19 protein-coding genes are annotated in these 19603 nt (G+C 53.9%); 5 read left to right on the top strand and 14 right to left on the bottom strand.

From position 1 onward, the window contains the following. Both HV107_RS23730 and adhP read right to left on the bottom strand, forming a co-directional pair. The gene (locus tag HV107_RS23730; RefSeq protein WP_182061178.1) at window positions 1–1620 is read right to left on the bottom strand and encodes a TIGR04028 family ABC transporter substrate-binding protein; all 1620 of its coding nucleotides are present in this window, start codon (window positions 1618–1620) and stop codon (window positions 1–3) included. Between the two features lie 192 nt (window positions 1621–1812). Next, window positions 1813–2823 (bottom strand): alcohol dehydrogenase AdhP, encoded by a 1011-nt coding sequence (adhP, locus tag HV107_RS23725; protein WP_182061177.1) that lies wholly within the window; start codon window positions 2821–2823, stop codon window positions 1813–1815. A 276-nt stretch (window positions 2824–3099) separates the two neighbouring features. Here adhP and HV107_RS23720 point away from each other — a divergent pair, with 276 nt between their 5' ends. Continuing rightward, on the top strand, window positions 3100–3699 hold the full coding sequence (locus tag HV107_RS23720) for an inorganic diphosphatase (RefSeq protein ID WP_182061176.1): 600 nt from the start codon (window positions 3100–3102) through the stop codon (window positions 3697–3699). A 37-nt stretch (window positions 3700–3736) separates the two neighbouring features. On the opposite strand, the gene HV107_RS23715 is transcribed toward HV107_RS23720, so the two are convergent. The 6 genes from HV107_RS23715 to HV107_RS23690 all read right to left on the bottom strand — a co-directional run bounded on the left by HV107_RS23715 (window position 3737) and on the right by HV107_RS23690 (window position 10265). Further along, window positions 3737–5446 (bottom strand): ABC-F family ATP-binding cassette domain-containing protein, encoded by a 1710-nt coding sequence (locus HV107_RS23715; protein ID WP_182061175.1) that lies wholly within the window; start codon window positions 5444–5446, stop codon window positions 3737–3739. Window positions 5447–6077: 631 nt separating this feature from the next. Next, window positions 6078–6560 carry a DUF2778 domain-containing protein gene (locus tag HV107_RS23710; RefSeq protein WP_182061174.1) on the bottom strand — a complete coding sequence of 161 codons (483 nt, stop codon included), beginning with the start codon at window positions 6558–6560 and terminating at the stop codon, window positions 6078–6080. After that, the gene (locus tag HV107_RS23705) at window positions 6557–7042 is read right to left on the bottom strand and encodes an Hcp family type VI secretion system effector (RefSeq protein ID WP_182061173.1); all 486 of its coding nucleotides are present in this window, start codon (window positions 7040–7042) and stop codon (window positions 6557–6559) included. Before HV107_RS23705 ends, HV107_RS23710 begins: the two co-directional genes overlap by 4 nt. Window positions 7043–7303: 261 nt before the next feature. Then, the gene (locus tag HV107_RS23700; protein ID WP_182061172.1) at window positions 7304–9001 is read right to left on the bottom strand and encodes an NAD-dependent malic enzyme; all 1698 of its coding nucleotides are present in this window, start codon (window positions 8999–9001) and stop codon (window positions 7304–7306) included. 174 nt (window positions 9002–9175) lie between these two features. Further along, window positions 9176–9313 carry a stationary-phase-induced ribosome-associated protein gene (sra, locus tag HV107_RS23695; RefSeq protein WP_182061171.1) on the bottom strand — a complete coding sequence of 46 codons (138 nt, stop codon included), beginning with the start codon at window positions 9311–9313 and terminating at the stop codon, window positions 9176–9178. Window positions 9314–9413: 100 nt separating this feature from the next. Further along, complete coding sequence (locus HV107_RS23690) at window positions 9414–10265, bottom strand: Vmh family MBL fold metallo-hydrolase (protein ID WP_182063581.1); 852 nt, start codon at window positions 10263–10265, stop codon at window positions 9414–9416. 111 nt (window positions 10266–10376) lie between these two features. Between HV107_RS23690 and HV107_RS23685 the strand changes: the two genes are divergently transcribed. From HV107_RS23685 to HV107_RS23675, 3 genes are all read left to right on the top strand, one after another. Beyond that, entirely contained in the window at window positions 10377–11252 is an 876-nt protein-coding gene (locus HV107_RS23685) for a LysR family transcriptional regulator (RefSeq protein WP_259349658.1), read from the top strand. A gap of 112 nt (window positions 11253–11364) precedes the next feature. Next, window positions 11365–12411 carry an NAD(P)-dependent alcohol dehydrogenase gene (locus HV107_RS23680; protein ID WP_182061169.1) on the top strand — a complete coding sequence of 349 codons (1047 nt, stop codon included), beginning with the start codon at window positions 11365–11367 and terminating at the stop codon, window positions 12409–12411. A gap of 133 nt (window positions 12412–12544) precedes the next feature. Next, window positions 12545–12973, top strand: coding sequence for an OsmC family protein (locus HV107_RS23675; protein ID WP_182061168.1), 429 nt, complete (start codon window positions 12545–12547; stop codon window positions 12971–12973). A gap of 22 nt (window positions 12974–12995) precedes the next feature. Here HV107_RS23675 and HV107_RS23670 read toward each other — a convergent pair whose 3' ends face one another. Next, the gene (locus HV107_RS23670; RefSeq protein WP_182061167.1) at window positions 12996–13901 is read right to left on the bottom strand and encodes a LysR family transcriptional regulator; all 906 of its coding nucleotides are present in this window, start codon (window positions 13899–13901) and stop codon (window positions 12996–12998) included. Window positions 13902–14058: 157 nt separating this feature from the next. On the opposite strand from HV107_RS23670, the gene HV107_RS23665 reads away from it, so the two are divergent. Then, on the top strand, window positions 14059–14808 hold the full coding sequence (locus HV107_RS23665) for an SDR family oxidoreductase (RefSeq protein WP_182061166.1): 750 nt from the start codon (window positions 14059–14061) through the stop codon (window positions 14806–14808). Here the strand turns inward: HV107_RS23665 and HV107_RS23660 are convergent. The 5 genes from HV107_RS23660 to HV107_RS23640 are packed head-to-tail and all read right to left on the bottom strand — an operon-like array spanning window position 14805 to window position 19602. Further along, entirely contained in the window at window positions 14805–15782 is a 978-nt protein-coding gene (locus HV107_RS23660) for a mannuronate-specific alginate lyase (protein ID WP_182061165.1), read from the bottom strand. The genes HV107_RS23665 and HV107_RS23660 overlap by 4 nt on opposite strands. Beyond that, window positions 15782–16711: an ABC transporter ATP-binding protein gene (locus HV107_RS23655; protein ID WP_182061164.1), complete on the bottom strand. Its 930-nt coding sequence runs from the start codon at window positions 16709–16711 to the stop codon at window positions 15782–15784. Before HV107_RS23655 ends, HV107_RS23660 begins: the two co-directional genes overlap by 1 nt. Continuing rightward, a complete protein-coding gene (locus HV107_RS23650) occupies window positions 16704–17690 on the bottom strand; it encodes an ABC transporter ATP-binding protein (RefSeq protein WP_014070331.1) in 987 nt (328 codons plus the stop codon). The genes HV107_RS23655 and HV107_RS23650 overlap by 8 nt, the downstream gene beginning before the upstream one ends. Beyond that, the gene (gene ddpC, locus HV107_RS23645; protein WP_182061163.1) at window positions 17690–18583 is read right to left on the bottom strand and encodes a D,D-dipeptide ABC transporter permease; all 894 of its coding nucleotides are present in this window, start codon (window positions 18581–18583) and stop codon (window positions 17690–17692) included. Before ddpC ends, HV107_RS23650 begins: the two co-directional genes overlap by 1 nt. Further along, complete coding sequence (locus tag HV107_RS23640) at window positions 18580–19602, bottom strand: ABC transporter permease (RefSeq protein WP_182061162.1); 1023 nt, start codon at window positions 19600–19602, stop codon at window positions 18580–18582. The genes ddpC and HV107_RS23640 overlap by 4 nt, the downstream gene beginning before the upstream one ends. Window position 19603: the final 1 nt, after the last annotated feature.

Here is a 19603-nt window from a genome sequence, read left to right as displayed (position 1 = left end):
TTAATGTTTCTCAATCCATGCGCCGTAGAACGACGGGCGGCCAACGGCTTCAAAGTTCACCCCTTTAAGCCAGGGCGCACCGGCAAAGACCTGCGGCTCTTCGAAGATCGGGATCACATAGGCGTTGTCCAGCAGGTAGCGCTGTGCATCCCCTGTCAGCTGACGTCGTTTTTGCGGGTCCACTTCTGCGGAAATATTTACCAGCAGTTCGTTCAGCTTGTCGTCGCGGAAACTTTTGACCTTGTCGCTGGAACCGCCTTTTTGCAGCAGTGCATCGCGGTTAGCGGGATAGAACATGCTTTTCACCACGTCCGGGTCGGCGCGACCCACTTCAGATACCGTCAGCGGTGTTTTTAACGGGTCGAGGTTATCCAGCGTGCGGCTTCCTGCGTCACCGGCTTTGACGTTCAGCACCACGCCAACCTGACGCCATTGCTGGGCTACCAGCTGTAACACCTCTTTGTTTTGCGGCTGAGGCAGAGATTCATAAATGGTCAGCGCCAGGCGTTGCCCGTCTTTGGCGCGGATCCCGTCGCTGCCCGTTTTCCAGCCAGCATCATCGAGTAATGCGTTGGCTTTGGCCGCATCGAAGGTCAGTTTGTCGCTCAGATCAACAAAGCCTGCGGCGGAACCTGCAATAACGGATTTTGCCTGCGGGTAATTGGGTGAGAAGAGGGTGTCGACGACCTGTTTCGCGTTTGTGGCATGGAGCAGCGCCTGGCGGACCCGAACATCGGCAACCAGCGGGTTATCCGGGCGGAAACTGATACTGTCGTTCACACCTCGAGTCGGTGCGGCGTAGATGTGATAACCCTGATCCGTGGTCTGTTTTTCGTCATACGCCTGCACCTGGCGAATCAAATCTGCCTGGCCTGCCAGCAAGGCGCCAATGCGAACGCTGTCTTCCTGGGTGACAATAAACTTGATGCCATCGAGGTTGGCCGGGCCTTGTTGGGCCAGGTTTTTTGGCCCCCATTGATAGTCTTTACGCGCCTCGAGCGTCACTTCGCGCCCCAGCTTTTCGTCTTTCACCACGAACGGCCCGGAACCAATAATATGGCGGGCATCACCCAGTTCTTCGAAATTACGCTTCAGCGTACTGAGCGACACCAGGCCCGAGCCGATGGTGGCCGTACCCTGTAAGAATCCCGGTGACGACTTTTTAAAGAAGAACTTCACGGTGAGCGGGTCGACCACTTCGCTGTGATCGTAGTTGTTGATTACCTCAGAAACCGGCAGGCGTTGTGCCTTATTCCCCAGACCATAGGTGTCGAAGTTTTTCGCCACGGCGTTAGCGTCAAGCGGAGTGCCGTCCGAGAACGTGATCCCCGGGCGGATCTTAAAGGTGTATTCGGTTTTATCGGCGTTTGTGCTCCAGCTTTCCGCTACCCAGGGTTCAACCTCCAGCGTCTGCGGGTTCTGCCAGGTCAGTTTGTCTGTTATCTGATTCAGAATGCCGCCGTTAGGGTAAAATCCCCCGGCGGGCGGATAAAGGTTGGTATGCGCCTGTTGTTCCAGGTAGATAAGCGTGCCGCCTTTAACTGGCGTATCAGCCGCGTAAGTCGCCGTGGTAGCCAGAATCAGCGCTGTCAGCAGCGGCAGGCGAAATGGGGTTTGCATGGTGAATTCCTTTGTTATCTTCTTGTTAGCGTCGGATTCATCATCGGGTGCGGGGGAAAACAAGGGAACAAAGGAATTGAGATAAGGTTTGCCGGAAACTGAAAATGAAAACGCCCCATCAGCGGGGCGTTGAAAGCGTGCTACACAAATTTTGCCTTCCCTCTCCCCAGTGAGGAGAGGGAAGCATATACATTACGAACGTAAATCAATCACCATACGGCCACGAATTTGCCCTTGTTCCATCTCTTTGAAGATAGCGTTGATATCTTCCAGCGGACGCATCGTCACCTTCGGGACAACCTTACCTTCAGCGGCGAACTGGAACGCTTCCAGCAGATCCTGACGGGTACCCACAAGCGATCCCACAACCTGAATGCCGTCCAGCACCAGGCGCGGAATATCCAGGCTCATCGCTTCAGGCGGCAGACCGACGGCGACCACGCGGCCACCCGCGCGAACCGCATCCACTGCAGAGTTGAACGCCACTTTTGCCACTGCGGTCACCACTGCCGCATGTGCGCCACCGGTTTTCGCCTGGATAACCTTTGCTGCATCAACACTTCGCGAGTTCACGGTCAAATCAGCACCCATGCTGGCGGCTAATTTCAGCTGTTCATCATTAACGTCGATGGCGATGACTTTGGCGTTGAACACATTTTTGGCGTATTGCAGTGCAAGGTTACCCAGCCCGCCGAGGCCGTAAATGGCAATCCACTGGCCTGGTTTGATATAGGAGATTTTCACTGCTTTATAGGTGGTAACCCCGGCACAGGTGATGCTGCTGGCGGCGGCAGAATCGAGGCCATCCGGGACCTTTACCGCGTAATCGGCGGTCACGATGCACTCTTGTGCCATGCCACCGTCTACAGAATAACCGGCGTTTTTAACATCACGGCACAGGGTTTCGTTACCGGTATTACAGTATTCACAATGTCCGCAGCCTTCGAAGAACCACGCCACGCTTGTCCGATCGCCAACCTTCAGTGAGGTGACGCCCGGCCCAATTTCTTTCACGATGCCAATCCCTTCGTGGCCCAGAATAACCCCGGTCTTATCCCCGAAGTCACCGTTCTTAACATGCAGGTCGGTGTGGCAAACGCCACAGCATTCCATCGTCAGCAGGGCTTCGCCGTGTTGCAGTGGACGCAGGGTTTTTTCAGCGATATCCACGTGATGATCGTGGGTGACAACAGCAGCCTTCATATGTTTCTCCTTATTCATTATGAGATTCTGCATAGCAGGTACGGCGTATATGAGAATACGTCTTACTCCTTAAGAATTAGAGTTTTGTCGGTGTTATGCAAGGCCGCAGCAACATAATGTCATCATTTTATTCAGTTTTTGTTCATTAATGCGGCAAAGCAGCATCATTCCCCTCAATTCTGGGGGGCGGTAAAAAACTGACAAAAAACTGTCATGGTTCTGACATGAACCAAACGTAACGTGTTGTCTTCCTAATAACCGAAGAGTTAAAAGACAATGCATCTGGTGAAAAAACTTATCGCAATCAGCGTTCTCCTGTCCGCTTCCGTTCAGGCGCAAAACATTCTTGAATTCCCTCAGCCGGAGAACAACCCGGAAGAGTTCTATGCCGTTACGGAAATCCCCGCAGGCGGCATTATCAAATATGAAACCGACGCCAGGACCGGTTTTATCGTTGCTGACCGTTTCCAGTCCATGCCTGTGGCTTATCCGGCTAACTATGGTTCCCTGACACAATCTCTGGCCGGTGATGGTGATCCGCTGGATGTGATTTTCTATACCCGTGCGCCAATGGCACCGGGTACGCTCATTAAGCTGCGTGCGATTGGCGTGCTGAAGATGGTGGATGGCGGTGAGAAGGACGATAAAATCGTCGCGGTTCCGGCGAGTAAAATCGACCCAACTTACGATGATATTAAAGAACTGAAAGACCTGCCGAAAATCGAAGTGCAGCGTCTGGAGTCGTTCTTCCGCGTCTACAAACAGCTGCCAGAAGGGCGCAAAAAAGTTGAGCTGAGCGGCTTTAACGATGCGGCGACCGCGAAGCAGGAAATTAAACAGGCATGGGATGCCTGGAAAGAGAAAAACCCGCAGTAATACTCTGGCCCGGCGGGGTTAACCGCCGGGCGCAGACTTACAGTTGTGCTTCCAGCTCCTCAATTTCTTTACGCCATTGCGCCTGCAACTGCGGCTTTTGGTGCTTCGGCTTGCGTGCTAAGTCATCTGCAAGCAGTGTCTCCAGCGCCACCAGTTTTTCCAGCACATCGTCATACGGCGACGGGGCTTCCTCCCGTGGTTGCACGGTATCGACCGGTTTCGTCAGCCCCGAGCTTTCACGCAGACGTTCGAACACGGCGTCGGCATCGTGCCATTCACTGAGCTTACCGTTTTCAATCAGCCAGAAACGATTGCAGCTCTGGCTAATCAGCTGTCGGTCGTGGCTAACCAGTAGTACACCGCCTTCAAACTGTTGCAGAGTGTCAGCCAGCGCCTCTTTGCCCTCCATGTCCAGATGGTTGGTCGGTTCATCGAGCATCAGAAGGCTATAGCGGGCGAGCGTCAGCCCGACAAACAGCAGGCGAGAGCGCTCGCCTCCGCTGAGTGTGCTGACCTGCTGCCCATGACGCGCCCACGGGAAACCCGCACTTATCAGCGCCATTTTGCGATCCTGTGGGTTTGGCGCAAAGGGCTCCAGCGCGTCCAGCAGAGGGGCATCGTCCGGTAGCTGGTGTAGCGTCTGGTCGTAATAACCCGGCGCAACACGTGGGTGGAGTTTCAGCGTATCCGTTGATTGCTCAGCACTAAATTGCTGCCAGATAAGCTTCATCAGGGATGATTTTCCGCAGCCGTTACGCCCGATTATGGCAACCCGATCACCACTTTTCAGCCGTGCGATGTCCACCCTGAACAGGGCAGGTAAACCCGGCGCCGGTGGAACGTCGAGGTTATCCAACTCCAGCAGACGGTCGGCACGTAGTGCATCACCCCGCAGAGTTAACGTCCACTGACTACCGGCTGTGACTTCCGTCTGGCTCTCTTTGAGCCGTTCGACCTGTTTTTCCATTTGCTTGGCTTTGCGGGCGAGATCTTCGTTATCGTAAACCTTGCCCCAGGTCGCCAGCCGTTTAGCACTGGCCGCGACGCGGTCGATCTCCTTTTGCTCTGCCTTGTGGCGCAGAGCATCGCTTTCATCCTTTGCGACCAGCGCTTTGCGTGCCGCAGTACAGGGGAGCGCAAAGTAGTGCAGCGTTTTGTCTCGCAGGATCCAGCTTCCGTTGGTGACGGCATCCAGCAATTGTCGGTCGTGGGATACCAGCACAAAGCTACCGGACCAGTTTTGTAAAAACTGTTCCAGCCAGAGCATCGTCGGCAGATCAAGGTGGTTACTGGGTTCATCCAGCAGCAGCAGATCCGGCTCGCTGATTAGCGCGCGTGCCAGCAGCAGGCGGGTATGTTGCCCACCGCTAAGGGTAGCCGATTGCAGGGCGGTGTCCTGCGGTGTAAAGCCCATGCCGGCCAGCAGCGTTTCCGCTTTCCAGCGAAGACTGTCACGTTCAGCCGCGGGCAACTGCGCCAGTACGGCATCCAGCATGGTTAGCGGATAAATTGCTTCCGGCAGATGTTGTTCTACACGCGCCATCATACAGTGTCCGGCCAGCGCGACGTTGCCCGCAGCGGGGGCGTCTGTGCCGTCCAGCACCTTCAGCAGCGTACTTTTACCGCAGCCGTTATCGCCCAGCAGGCCGATGCGGTCGCCTTTTTTCAGCGTAAAGGAGAGTGAGTCGAAGAGCGTGCCAAACGCCGTATCAACACGTAAAGATTGTGCAGTGAGTAAAGTGCTCATTTGTTGCTTACCCAAGAGTTACAGGCATGTTTATGCCTCGTCAAACATCGCTGACGATAACTCAGTAAGCCCGAGAGAAGGGATTTCAGGAATTGGTGTCTTCGCTCAAGCCGAAGTTATCGCAGCACGATATCGATAACGCTTGAGCTGGTGCGATCACCAAATGTATGTGAAACATTGAAAATTTCACAGTACAGCATAATTGGCCTCCTTATATATTATGAGTTTGTAAGTAACTAACACTATACAACTCTTTTCAGAGTAAACCTAGTTTTGGGGCAATCGCTCTAGCGTTACAGCGACTGACGCGCAACTGATGCAGCGCGAAATGAACCATTGCACCGGAAAATGCTTACGTGAAGCAGTTCTGGGAACTGAAAGAAGGGCAGCATCGCTGCCCTGAATTATCTTTTCCGTATAAGAAAATATAAGGCTAAAGTGATTATTGATGCAATGAATATGGCTATACCAAAAAAAAGATACAAAACAAAATCCATGATCAATTCGTCACCATATATTTCAAAATGCTCCGCAAAAGAGTACTGCGTTTCCGGTGGAATAGCTTTATATAGTACCAGTAGTGACAGAAATACTACTGTAAACCATAGAAATACCAGGAGTGCCACCTTCATTAATATACCTGCACAACGCCGTGAGCAATCATATAATTTCCCAATTGCTGCCCTCCCGTTCGAAGTAAGGCTGATGCCAGAATCTTAAAATCGCTCTGACTATAAAGCGTGATACACCCCTTGCTTAATCCAGATGGCCCGATAGGGTGTAATCTGAATTCACCTCGCCTTATCCCATTCACAAAAGTCTCATCGTTCAGCAATCCGTCATCGCGATACAATGCAAACCACTCGCTCCGATTCGAACCAGTGAAAAATGCATTAACACTGTCCTTTGTTTGAGTATACCAACCACCTAATCCACGTAATAGTATGTAATAGCGGCCAGGTGGCAAAGGCCCGATGTCGGGAATATTCGCGCTTTCTGGATGATTTGTTGCGTTACCATTCCCTGAAAAGGCAGGAAAAAAGCCCACTCCTGGCACAGACAATGTTGCGTACTTACCGCCGTTGAGGTAGAAATAGCACTGTAGAAGATTCATGATCTATCATTCCATGAATCAGCAAAGATAATATTACCATCGCAATGCCGCCATGTGATTTTCTCATAACGCAGGGAAATATTTTCAAGATGGTTGTGTTTTTCCATTGTCAGATTTTTTACATCGTGCATCACCGGGCATATTGAGACAACTTTAACGTTCTCCAGGTACATGTTGAAGTATTCTACCTCCTGACCCGCATCGTTGATTTTATACCACTTAAACTCGGCACTTTTCAGCGTTTGGCCTTTTGCAACTGCCTTGTATAAGTAAGGGCTGGAACTATCGAACTCCTTTTCAAATACCAGCGCACTATGCACGCGTGTACCCGTTATTTTTCCCGTCATGTTATCTGTCGGCAGATGCAGGCCATGTCCGAACCCCAACACCTCAATACTTCCCTCGCGGTCTTGCACATCAACAGCGCCTTTAATATCTGCGCCGCCGTCATCTTTTAGCCAAAGATATGCCGGAATTGCCATTTCAAAACTCCTTTTTCAATTAATGATTTTAGTGATAAAAAACGTTACTAAACTCTTAAAAGAATCAAGTTATTAGGCCAAAAGTGTTATGCAAAATAGTTATATTTCAATTAGATATGTATTGCTGTTTGGCATTGATTTTTTCAATAACCGATGAGGCAGGGGGAGATGCGAAGAGAATTGATGTTCGCCCAAAAAGGGTGGGGGTGTTCCCCCTACCTCTCTCCACTTTGGGGAGAGAGGTAGGGGGAAGGGGTATATTTAGATGGAGGTACGGCGATAACTCCGGTATTCCGGCATCCAGAAGTTATCGTCGATGGCTTGTTGCAGCGCATCGGCAGAGGTTTTGATCGCCACGCCTTGCTGCTGCGCCATTTTGCCCACCGCGAAGGCGATAGCGCGGGACACCTTGTGAATGTCTTTCAGCTCTGGCAACACCAGGCCTTCACCGTTATTGACCAGCGGCGAGTGCTTCGCCAGCGTTTCACTGGCAGACATCAGCATTTCGTCGGTAATGCGCGATGCACCGGAAGCAATAACCCCCAGACCAATTCCCGGGAAGATGTAGGAGTTGTTGCACTGGGCGATTGGGTAGGTTTTATCCTTCCACACCACCGGATCAAACGGGCTACCGGTGGCAACCAGCGCATTGCCTTCGGTCCAGGCGATGATGTCCTGCGGGGTTGCTTCCACGCGTGAGGTCGGGTTAGAGAGCGGCATCACGATAGGGCGTTCGCAGTGTTTGTGCATCTCACGAATAATCTCTTCGGTGAAGAGACCCGTTTGCCCGGAAACGCCGATAAGAATATCCGGCTTCACGTTGCGTACCACGTCCAGCAGGGACAACACTTCGCTATTGGTATCCCAGTTTTTCAGGTTATCGCGTTTTTGCACCAGCTTGGTCTGGAACGGCAGCAGGTTTGGCATTGCGTCGGTCAGCAGGCCAAAACGGTCGACCATAAAGACACGGGAGCGCGCCAGCTCTTCGCTTAAGCCTTCACGCTGGGTCTGGGCGATAATCTGTTCGGCGATACCGCAACCCGCCGAACCTGCTCCCAGGAAGACGATTTTCTGATAACTGAGTTGGCTGCCTGCCGCACGGCTGGCGGCGATCAACGTGCCAACGGTCACGGACGCAGTACCCTGAATATCGTCGTTGAAAGAGCAAATCTCATCGCGATAGCGGTTCAGCAGCGGCATGGCGTTTTTCTGCGCAAAATCTTCGAATTGCAGCAGCACATCCGGCCAGCGGTGCTTCACGGCCTGGATAAAATCATCGACAAACTGATAGTACTCGTCGTCGGTAATACGCGGATGACGCCAGCCCATGTACAGCGGATCGTTCAGCAACTGCTGGTTGTTGGTTCCGACATCCAGCACTACTGGCAGGGTATACGCCGGGCTGATACCGCCGCACGCGGTGTACAACGACAGCTTACCGATTGGAATGCCCATCCCGCCGATGCCCTGGTCACCCAGGCCCAGAATACGTTCGCCGTCAGTTACCACGATCACTTTGATATTGTGGTTTGGCACGTTTTGCAGAATGTCATCCATGTTGTGACGGTTCTGATAAGAGATAAACACGCCGCGGGAACGACGGTAGATTTCAGAGAAACGCTCACACGCCGCACCCACCGTTGGGGTGTAGATAACCGGCATCATCTCTTCGAGATGGTTTTGCACCAGACGATAGAACAGGGTTTCGTTAGTATCCTGGATGTTACGCAGATAGATGTGCTTATCGATTTCGGTTTTGAAGCCTTGATACTGGATCCAGGCGCGTTCAGCCTGTTCCTCGATAGTTTCAACCACTTCTGGTAACAGGCCGAGCAGGTTGAAACTGCCGCGCTCTTCCATGCTGAAGGCGCTGCCTTTGTTAAGCAGGGGGAATTCAAGCAGAACGGGTCCGGCATAGGGAATATATAGGGAACGATGTTTTTTCAGTTTATTGTCCATGTCACTCACTCTTTTTTGAAGATCCGTCCCTGACACTGCGGTTGTCATCTTTCTGGCCTGTGCTGCGGGTTTCGGTCGGGCAGTATTATAGAGGAGCTGAATGTTAATTACCGCAACACATAAACAAAAACACCATCGGTGTTGCCGATGGTGTTGTGCGTCATAAGCGGAAACTTACTTGTCAGCGTGGCGTTTTCTGCCCGTTGCATGAGCGATAACCGTTTCATGGCTATCTTCGATAACCATTTTTTTGTGGTTAGAAATCTTGTAGTTCAGTCCCAGAATATGGCGTGCCTTACGGTTCGATTTCATGCGTACTCCTCAATCCTGTTGATAGTTTTAAGGACAACTCCGCGTGTGCGGAAGAAATGTAACCCCTTAGGTTGCCAATCCAGCTTAGCAGATTTTCACATTACCACTTCATTTCGCCGGTATTCACTTTGGCGCTCAGCTCCAGGGAACTGGCTTCGGCCAGGTTTGGCCACTGGGTTTTCATTGCATTAATCACGCCTGCGGAATCTTTATGTTGCGCCAGTGCTTGTTCAAACTGCGCCAGATACTGACGGGTAAAGGCAATGGCCTCGCTTCCGACCGGCGGTGTGCCAAGATAATGCCCAGGGATCACGCGCTCAGGTTTATGTGCAGCCATGCTGTCCAGCGTCTGTTGCCACTGCTGACGGCTCTCTTTGCTCTGGGTATCGGCAGTCCAGACGTGAATTCCCCATGAAACCCCAGTGCCGCCCAGTATGGTTTTTGCTGACGGGATCCACACATATGCTGCATAGCTGTCGGGTTGCTCAATATCGATTTTTTCGCCATCAACCATAAAGGTTGTCGAGGCGATAACCTGCGGCACCACCAGCGTGGTTGGCGCACCGTCTTTCATCTGCGGGCCCCAGAACGCAAGTTTGGCGTCTTTGGTGGCCTTAATGTGATCAACCACTTTTTGCGTCGCCACTACTTTGGCGTCAGGGAAGGCTTTTACCAGCGGTTGCAGGCCAAAATAGAAATCAGGATCACCGGAGGTGATCACAATCTTATTGAGCGTTTTGCCGCTGCGACGAATTTTGTCGACCAGTTGCTCGCCGTCTTTCACGCTGAACTGGGCATCAAACAACACCGCTTCAGTTGGCCCGGACACCAGCGTGGAAGAGACGGCAAAAATGCCTTTTTCCTGCGGGTTGTAGCTATCAATGGTTAACGGCGCGGCGAAAACAGCCGGCGTAAAAAGGGTGCACAGTACAGCAAGGCGGGTGAGCTTCATCATCATGTCTCTGTTATTCAGGAAAGTCTCTATTGTATGGATTTCTGCATTTGCCAGAATTCCTGAAACAAGACATGCTTAGTTTCATAAATCGAGCAGATGGAGTACTACATGGATCGCGTTATCGCCGCCCAGGTCTATAACCGGATATGCGAACTGGGAAGTCTGAGCGCCGCCTCGCGCTCGCTTGGGATCTCACGTCCGATGGTCAGCCGTTATCTGGAACAGATGGAAAAGTGGGCCGGAACACGGCTGGTAAACCGTTCCACGCGCAAACTGACGCTGACGGCGGCGGGGGAAAAAGTGTTGCTGAAAACGCGCTCGCTCTCGCAAATTTCCCAGGAAATAGAAGATCAGTCCGCCAAAGATTTACCGTCGGGCACGCTACGGGTCGCCTGCGCGCATTTTACCGCAATGCATATGATTGCCCCTGTGTTGCCTGAACTGCTGGCACGCTACCCGCAACTGCGAGTCGAGCTGGATGTGAATAACCACCCGGTGAGCCTGGTGGGTGAGCGTATTGATGTGGCTATCCGCATAACCGATAACCCCGAGCCCGGAATGATTGCCCGGCGTCTGGGGGAGTGTCGCTCGGTGCTGTGTGCTTCACCGCAATATCTGGCCGCGCGGGGCACGCCGCAGTGTCTGGAGGAACTGGCGGAGCATAACTGCCTGCATTACAGCTTCTTTGCCGGGCAATCCTGGCACTTTGTCACTGACGAGGGTGAACCGGTGAGCGTGGCTGTTAGCGGGAATCTTAGCGCAAGTATCTCGTCGCTGTTGATGGAGTCGGCGATTCAGCATTGTGGCATCGCCATGCTGCCGGAACGAGAAGCCCAGGCCGCGCTGGCATCAGGGCGGTTAGTGCCGGTGCTTACGTCCTTCACGCCTAAGTCGCTCGCTATTTACGGTATATATCAGTCACGTGAATATCAGCCTGCGGCATTACGCGTGTTTCTTGATGAGCTTACCCGCAACCTGCGCTAATTCATGAGCTACGCTCATTACGCTATGCCACTTTTATCCATAGTCAGCGCGCCGGGGGGGCAGTAGCGTTGTACGGTTCCTTCTGCGCATTGCCATGAAATGAGGTAAAGAGATGAAAGTATTGGGTTATGCAGCAAAAACACCAACCGCGCCACTGGCTCCCTTCACCTTTGACCGCCGCGAGCCACGTCCTGACGACGTTGTTATCGAGATTTTGTACTGCGGCGTTTGTCATTCCGATTTGCATCAGGCGCGTAACAACTGGGGATTCAGCGAATATCCTATCGTGCCGGGCCATGAAGTTATCGGCCGGGTTGTCTCTGTAGGTGACAGTGTCACAAAATTTAAAGCGGGAGATCTGGCCGGTATTGGTTGCATGGTTGATTCCTGCCGTGAATGTAATCCGTGTCAACAGGGGCTTGAGCAGTATTGTGAAGAGGGCAATGTTCAAACCTATAACGGTCACGATCGTCACGATCACCAGCCCACTTACGGCGGCTATTCCCAAACGATTATCGCCAGCGAAGCCTTTGTGCTTCACATCCCGCAAGGTATCGACCTGAAAGGCGCAGCACCGTTACTCTGTGCAGGGATCACTACCTGGTCGCCGCTGCGCCACTGGAATGTTGGCAAGGGCAGTAAAGTCGCCGTTATTGGCTTGGGCGGGCTTGGGCATATGGCCATCAAGCTGGCGCATGGTCTGGGCGCAGAGGTTACGCTCTTTACCCGTTCACCCGGGAAAGAAGCGGACGCCCGCCGACTTGGAGCTGACCATATCGTCTACTCAACGGATGCAGATCAGATGCAGTCGGTGGCGAATCAGTTCGACCTGATTATCGACACCGTGCCGTACGTTCACGATATTAACCCTTATATGTCGACCTTAACGCTCGATGGCACCCTGGTGTTTGTCGGCTTCCTTGGCGATAACCCACCGGTAAGCACTTTGCCGCTGATCCTGGGGCGCAAGTCAGTGGCAGGCTCGTGCATTGGCGGCATTGCCGAAACTCAGGAGATGCTCGATTTCTGTGGTGAACACGGAATTACTGCCGATGTGGAAGTGATCAAAATGGATGAGATCAATGATGCCTTCGAAAGAATGCTGAAAAGTGATGTGAAGTACCGTTTTGTCATCGACATGAGCACCTTAAGCGCCTGATATCCTGTTCCTGCTTCACGCTATCCCGGCCGGATGCGGTTTGTTTACATGCGAAGTGAGAATATTCCGTGTTCGGCATTACGAAAAATGCGTTGTCTATACTTAACCCTTTGTAGGCAAAAGGAGAGCGACGATGACGATTCATAAACACGGTTCGGCACACTGGTCTGGCGACATTAAACGCGGAAAAGGGACGGTTTCTACAGAGAGTGGCGTTCTTAACCAACAACCTTACGGCTTCAACACCCGTTTCGAAGGCGCCAAAGGTACCAACCCGGAAGAGCTGATTGGTGCAGCGCACGCAGCCTGTTTTTCTATGGCGCTGTCGTTGATGCTGGGTGAAGCGGGCTACACCGCAGATTCCATCGAAACCACAGCGGATGTGTCGCTGGATAAAACAGACAGTGGTTTTGCAATAAGCAAAATTGCGCTGCAAAGTCAGGTTACGGTGCCAGGCATTGATCCGCAGCAGTTCGACGGCATTATCCAGAAAGCCAAAGCGGGTTGCCCTGTATCACAGGTACTGAAAGCAGAGATCTCGCTGGATTATAAGCTTAACTAAGTAAGAGCCGGGGCCACCCCGGCTATCCCTTTAACCCCGTCGGGAATACCTCACCAAGCCAGCTAATAAATACGCGTAAACGATGCGTCAGGTGTCTGTTTTGCGGATAGACCACATGAAATGGATACGCTGCCGGGCGCCATGCCTGGAGGATTTCAACCATCGAGCCGTCTTTCAGATGTGTTTTAACGGAATAAGCAAAGGTCTGGATAATGCCTAAGCCGGCGACCGATGCCGCGAGGTGGGCGTTGCTTTCATTCACTCCCAGATAGTGTGGGGCAGTAATTTCCCGCGCCTCGCCGTTTTCGCGAAAACGGAACGGAAAGGGTCTGCCAGTTGCCGGTGATAAATAACTGATCAGCCTGTGGCCATTACGCAGTTCCTCCGGATACGCCGGGATACCGTATTTTTTCAGATAATCTGGCGTGGTACAGGTGACCATTTCAGCATCACCAATATGGCGGGCGATAAGGGTGGAGTCATTGAGCGGGCCGCCACGGATCACGCAGTCCACATTGCCGCTAATCAAATCGACAGGGCGATCCGCCACGCCCAGATCAATGCGGATATCCGGGTAGCGTTGCATAAAATCGGGCAGCAGGGGGATCAGAACATCCCGGGCGGTTGAGCCCCCGACATCAATGCGCAGATGTCCCTTCGGCGTGCTGCGTGTTACGCGAAACGAGGTGTCAATATCTTCGATATCAATCAGCACGCGCAGGGCTTTTTCGTAATATTCCTCGCCCTCCGGTGTGCTCACCACCCGACGCGTAGTACGGTGCAGCAAACGCACCTCAAGATGGGTTTCAAGCGACTTCACCAGCTTGCTCAGGGTCGCAATGGGCATGTTCAGTGAATCTGCTGCCTGGGTAAAACTCCCGGTTTCTACCACGCGGGTAAACTCGCGCATAGCCATTAACTGATCCACTCTGCAATCCCCCTGATTATTTCTGTGTGTGAATAGTCATTTTCATTTTTGCTGGTTTTTCACTAATCACGCAAGCGCTAAAGTGATTTCAACGCAAGCGAAAGCCCCTTCAACCGTTTTTGCTGGCATCTACCCCACATAACAGAAGGTGAATCACATGAATAAAAATCTCTCAGGTAAAATTGCACTGGTCACTGGCGGTAGCACAGGTATTGGTCTGGCCACCGCACAGGAGCTGGCAGCACAGGGCGCAAAAGTTTATATCACTGGCCGCCGTCAGGCAGAACTGGATGCGGCGACCGCCGAAATTGGTGCCGCTGCGGTGGGTATCCGTGCTGACGTTTCAAAATTGTCTGACCTCGACCTGGTGTATGCGCAGATTGCCAAAGAGGCTGGCCGCCTTGATATCCTGTTCGCCAACGCCGGTGGTGGTGACATGCTGCCGTTAGGCGCCATCACTGAAGAGCAGTTTGACAGAATATTTGGCACTAACGTGCGTGGCGTGCTGTTTACCGTGCAAAAAGCGCTGCCGCTGCTCTCAACCGGCTCGTCCATCATTCTGACAGGCTCTACAGTGTCGATTAAAGGTACGGCAAACTTCAGCGTCTACAGCGCCAGTAAAGCGGCCGTGCGTAACTTTGCCCGCTCGTGGGCGCTGGATCTGCAAGGCCGTGGGATCCGCGTCAATGTGGTGAGCCCTGGCCCAATCAAAACGCCTGGCCTTGGCGATTTAGTTCCGGAAGAACACCGCCAGGGCTTGTACGATGCACTTGCCGCGCAAGTTCCGTTGGGTCGCTTAGGTGCGCCTGGGGAAGTGGGTAAAGCGGTGGCGTTTTTGGCCTCTGATGCCGCCAGCTTTATCAATGCCACTGAACTGTTTGTCGACGGCGGTATGGCCCAGATTTAAGGCTGGTAAAGCACTGTTAAATCGCCGCCCATGCGGCGATTTTTTTGTGTATGACTGGCATCGCGCAGTGAAAGCGTGACGCTGTCACATTTTGTCAGGGTGCAGTAAGGCGCAAGCCAGACCACATTGCGGTTATCATGCTGCAAAACCCAGTTTGCCAGGCGTTGCAGGGCGTATTGGTTTTCAGGTAACAGGTCAACTCTGTTGGCCTGCGCAAAGCTTGCGATCATGACCAGCGGTTGCAGGGCGTAATTGTGGTACGCCGCCGCCCGCTCGCGGCGTTTACGTTCGTTGGGTAAGGTGCCATCCGCTTCAATCTGCCCGGCGGCGATGCGGTACTCTTTTACCGACCAGTTAAATAAATCCCGCCTGTTTAACGCCACTGACGCGGCCATCACTGACCAGGCGGCCCAGTAGCTGTGGTTATTGGTTTTGGCCAACGGCACCCCGTCCCAGTCCTGCACAACCTTGTCGGCCAGCAAGGCTAACCAGCGTTCAATATCTGCATTCTCTTTTAACGGCGAACCGGGCATAAATTTCAGTTCAACCCAGCCGGTAGCAAGGGTTGCCAGCGCCCATTTACGCATCGACCGCCCGGTATGGTTGGTGTGCGCAGAGGTCAGGGCGTTGGCGTCAGCCCACTGTTTAAAGCCGCTCAGGATACAGTCCCGCGTTTTCGCATCACCGGTGTATTTATAGCGCCAGATCATCTGCGAAATGCCGCGTTCAAAATCGGTTATCGGTTTGGTTTCGTCACGAAAGGCTTTTTCAGCTTCAGGATTGAGCGTGGCGCGGGCACTGTCAGATCCTTCGTATTTGCTACGAAACACCAGATCTGCGGTGTAAGGCGCAGGGAGCGTGACACAGTTACCGTGCCCGGTGTGGGGTAACGGTTTGGCAAAACCCGGCGGCGGCACAAGCTGTGCCGCACAGGCATAAACGGGTAAACAGACCAGAAAAAGAACAATTCGCATCAGGTGACTTTACGCCAGCAACGCACGGCGCGTCCATCGGCGGCGGGTTGCAACGACTGCGGCACCTGGCAACCTTCGGTCGCCAGTGGACAGCGATCGCGAAAATAGCAGCCTGCAGGAAGATGCCGGTTACCTGGCAGCTCCGTTTTTCGCAGCGCCAGGCTGTCATCCAGCGGTTCGCCGGTTCTGGGGACGGAATCGAGCAACAGCTGGGTGTACGGGTGGCACGGCTGGTTCAGCACCTGCTGTGCAGGGCCTAACTCGACAATTTGCCCCAGATACATCACTGCTACCCGGTCGCTCATATGCCGCACGACGGAGACGTTATGTGAGATCAGCACATAGGTGAGATTACGCTGCTGTTGCAACCTGACCAGCAGATTCAGGATCTGCGCCTGGACGGAAATATCCAGCGCGCTGGTGGGTTCATCCAGCACGATGATATCCGGATCGGATGAGAGCGCACGGGCAATGGCGATGCGCTGACGCTGCCCGCCGGAAAACGCATGTGGCAGCCTGTCGAGATATTCCGCGCGAATGCCCACCTGTTGGGCCAGGTTTTCCGCAAGCTGACGGCGTTCGCGCTCGCTGCTGCGTTTTTGTACCCAAACGGGCTCGGTAATAATGCGCCAGACCGGCAGGCGCGGGTCGAGAGACGAGAGCGGATCCTGAAACACCATCTGCATCCCGCTGGCGCTGTTGGTCCGGTGACAATCTCCTGTGCTTGGTCTGAGCATCCCCATCAGTAACTGTGCCAGAGTGCTTTTCCCGCAGCCGGACTCCCCAACAATGCCCAGCGTTTCTCCTTTGTGGATTTGCAGATCCATCCCGTTGAGAGCGTGAACCTGTTCCGTTACGCGGCCCAACCAGTTTTTACGGGCCGGGAAATTCACGTGCACATGGGCCAGTTCGAGCAAAATGTCAGACATGGCGTTCCTCCAGTTGTGGATACCAGCACGCTGCCAGCTGGCCCTGTGCGCCATTTGGCGTTAAACGTGGCGTGTCGGTGCATTTTGCTCCCGCGGCAAAACAGCGTTCACGGAAAGCACAGCCCTGCGGTAAACGGGTCAGATTCGGCACCGTACCGGGAATGGCAGGCAGCATGTCGCGCGGTTCACCGTTTTCCGGCGCACACTGCAACAGCCCAATGGAATACGGATGAACCGGGTGGTGGATAATCGTCTGGGTGGTTCCGCTCTCAATGACGCTGCCGGCGTACATCACATACAGACGATCGCAGAGTTGCGACACCACCGCCATATCATGGCTGATAAACAGCACCGACGTGCCGCTGGCGCGGGCTTTATGCTTAAGCAACCGCAACACCTGCAATTGTACGGTTACGTCCAGCGCGGTAGTGGGTTCATCGGCAATAATCAGCTCTGGCTCGCAGGAAAAGGCAAGGGCAATCATCACCCTCTGGCGCATCCCGCCGGAAAGCTCGAACGGATAACGATCCATCACTTCGCCTGCATCCGGGATTTGCATCTCTTCCAGCAGCGAAATGGCTTTCTTCTGCGCGTCGCGGCGCGACAGAGGCTGGTGCTGACGGATAACCTCCACCATCTGCTTGCCAATGCGCCTTGTAGGGTTGAGCGCCGTCATCGGTTCCTGGAATATCATCGCTACTTTTGCCCCGCGCCACTGGCGCAGCTGCTTTTCCGAAGCGTTCAGCACATCTTCACCCAGCAGTGTCACCTGCCCGTGGTGAACGTGATAGCTCCCCTCCGGCAATAGCCGCATGGCCAGCATCGCCGTCACCGATTTCCCGGAACCGGACTCGCCCACCACGCCGACAATTTCGCCGCGTTTGATCTCAAGCGACACATGGTTTAACGCGTGGACTTCACCGCGAAACACCGGGAAGCTGAGGTGTAAATCGTCAATGGATAAAACTGATTCGCTCATCACTGTTTCCCTCCTGATTTCGGGTCAAGCAGATCGCGGATACCGTCGCCAAACAGGTTGAAGCCCACGGCGGTGATCAGAATGGCCGCCCCGGGAAACGCGCAGTACCACCACTGGTCGAGGACATAGTTACGGCCCACAGCCACCATCGCCCCCCATTCCGCCGTGGGTTGCTGGGCACCTAAACCAATGAACCCCAGCGTGGCCGCCATCAGGATCGCGCTGCCGATATCCAGCGAGGCCTGGACAATCAGCGGCGGCAGGGCGTTACGCAGGATATGCCAGCTGATCAGATGCCAGCGCGATGCGCCAAACGTCCGTGCAGCCTGCACATAGGTAAACTGGCGCACCACCAGCGTCTGCCCGCGTGCCAGGCGCACGTAAAACGGAATGCGCACAATCGCAATGGCCAGCATGGCATTAAACAGGCTGGGGCCAAGTGCCGCTGCCAGCGCCATGGTCAGGACCAGGGAAGGGATCGACAGCATGATATCCATGACCCGCATGATGATGGCGTCTCCTCGTCCACCCAGCACCCCGGATAAACAGCCCAGCAGCGAACCAATCCCGCCGGCAATCACCACCACGGCAAGCCCGGCAGTGATTGACTGCTGGCTTCCCACCAGCACGCGGCTGAACAGATCGCGGCCCACTTCATCGGTGCCAAACCAGTGTAGCGCCGAAGGTGCCTGTAATCGTGCGGTCAGATCCAGGGCATTAGGATCGTGAGGCACAAGCCACGGCGAGGTGAGCATTAACGCCAGCATCAGGAACATAATCATTCCGCCAATCATCGTAAGCGGGCTTTTACGCAGCAACCAGAACAGTTTTGCCCAGTCGATGCGCGGTTTGTTGCTTTTAACGGGGACGGGCGTTTCCTGGGTTAACATCATTCGGCACCTCCGCGCCCGATGCGGGGATCAATCCACAGATAGAGAAGATCAACCACCAGATTCACGAAAACGTAAGCCAGCGACACCACTACGGCAAAGCCCATCACGGCGGGGAAGTCGAGCGCCTGGATAGAGGTCACTACCCATGCGCCCATACCCGGCCAGGCAAAGACGGTTTCGGTTAATACTGCGCCATAGAGCAGGTCGCCAAGGGCCAGACCAAGCACGGTGATGGACGGGATCATCGCGTTGGGTAAGGCGTAACGTAAAACGATGTACCATCCCGGTAACCCGCTTGCGCGGGCGGTACGAATGTAATCCTCACTCAGCTGTTCCAGCATGGCGGAACGTACCTGGCGCGCCACGATTCCCAGATGCACGAATGCCAGGGTCAGCGAGGGTAAAATCAGGTGTTGCAGGGCATTAAAAAAGACCTCGCCGTTGCCTTCGAGCAGCGCGTCCACCAGATAAAATCCGGTTACGTGTGCGGGCGGGTCGAGCCAGTCGTCCAGCCTGCCACCACCGGGCAGGATTTGCAGATGCCCGTAGAACAGCACGATGACGCCAAGCCCGAGCCAGAATGCCGGGGTGGAGATCCCGGTCATCGCCATCAGGCGCACCAGATGGTCGAGCCAGCGGTTACGGTAAACCGCCGATAAAATGCCCAGTGGGACACCGATAACCAGCGCCAGCAGTAAGGAGCAAAATGCCAGCTCAAGGGTAGCCGGGAAGAAGGCTTTTAAATCTTCCGCTACCGGGCGACCAGTGCGGATAGATGTCCCCAAATCGCCGTGTACAAGGGCATCCACATAGCGACCGAACTGGATATAGAGCGGTTGATCCAGCCCAAGCTGCTGACGAATACTCTGCACAATTTCGTCGCTGGCGCGGTCACCGGCCAGCAGGCGAGCCGGATCGCCGGGGATCAGGTGCGAAATGATAAAAGTGATGATACAGACACCTGCCACTACCAGGAGTAATCCCCAGCAGCGCTGGCGCACAATGCTCCAGAACGTCATA

Source organism: Enterobacter sp. RHBSTW-00175, assembly GCF_013927005.1.
Classification (GTDB): domain Bacteria; phylum Pseudomonadota; class Gammaproteobacteria; order Enterobacterales; family Enterobacteriaceae; genus Enterobacter.
The sequence above is the reverse complement of the archived record's forward strand: the minus strand, read 5'-3'. Positions and strand labels throughout refer to the sequence as shown.

Bases quoted from the DNA above. Each gene is read 5' to 3' on its own strand.
- HV107_RS23730 (WP_182061178.1), bottom strand. From the start codon at position 1,620: ATGCAAACCCCATTTCGCCTGCCGCTGCTGACAGCGCTGATTCTGGCT.
- adhP (WP_182061177.1), bottom strand. From the start codon at position 2,823: ATGAAGGCTGCTGTTGTCACCCACGATCATCACGTGGATATCGCTGAA.
- HV107_RS23720 (WP_182061176.1), top strand. From the start codon at position 3,100: ATGCATCTGGTGAAAAAACTTATCGCAATCAGCGTTCTCCTGTCCGCT.
- HV107_RS23715 (WP_182061175.1), bottom strand. From the start codon at position 5,446: ATGAGCACTTTACTCACTGCACAATCTTTACGTGTTGATACGGCGTTT.
- HV107_RS23710 (WP_182061174.1), bottom strand. From the start codon at position 6,560: ATGAATCTTCTACAGTGCTATTTCTACCTCAACGGCGGTAAGTACGCA.
- HV107_RS23705 (WP_182061173.1), bottom strand. From the start codon at position 7,042: ATGGCAATTCCGGCATATCTTTGGCTAAAAGATGACGGCGGCGCAGAT.
- HV107_RS23700 (WP_182061172.1), bottom strand. From the start codon at position 9,001: ATGGACAATAAACTGAAAAAACATCGTTCCCTATATATTCCCTATGCC.
- sra (WP_182061171.1), bottom strand. From the start codon at position 9,313: ATGAAATCGAACCGTAAGGCACGCCATATTCTGGGACTGAACTACAAG.
- HV107_RS23690 (WP_182063581.1), bottom strand. From the start codon at position 10,265: ATGAAGCTCACCCGCCTTGCTGTACTGTGCACCCTTTTTACGCCGGCT.
- HV107_RS23685 (WP_259349658.1), top strand. From the start codon at position 10,377: ATGGATCGCGTTATCGCCGCCCAGGTCTATAACCGGATATGCGAACTG.
- HV107_RS23680 (WP_182061169.1), top strand. From the start codon at position 11,365: ATGAAAGTATTGGGTTATGCAGCAAAAACACCAACCGCGCCACTGGCT.
- HV107_RS23675 (WP_182061168.1), top strand. From the start codon at position 12,545: ATGACGATTCATAAACACGGTTCGGCACACTGGTCTGGCGACATTAAA.
- HV107_RS23665 (WP_182061166.1), top strand. From the start codon at position 14,059: ATGAATAAAAATCTCTCAGGTAAAATTGCACTGGTCACTGGCGGTAGC.
- HV107_RS23660 (WP_182061165.1), bottom strand. From the start codon at position 15,782: ATGCGAATTGTTCTTTTTCTGGTCTGTTTACCCGTTTATGCCTGTGCG.
- HV107_RS23655 (WP_182061164.1), bottom strand. From the start codon at position 16,711: ATGTCTGACATTTTGCTCGAACTGGCCCATGTGCACGTGAATTTCCCG.
- HV107_RS23650 (WP_014070331.1), bottom strand. From the start codon at position 17,690: ATGAGCGAATCAGTTTTATCCATTGACGATTTACACCTCAGCTTCCCG.
- ddpC (WP_182061163.1), bottom strand. From the start codon at position 18,583: ATGATGTTAACCCAGGAAACGCCCGTCCCCGTTAAAAGCAACAAACCG.
- HV107_RS23640 (WP_182061162.1), bottom strand. From the start codon at position 19,602: ATGACGTTCTGGAGCATTGTGCGCCAGCGCTGCTGGGGATTACTCCTG.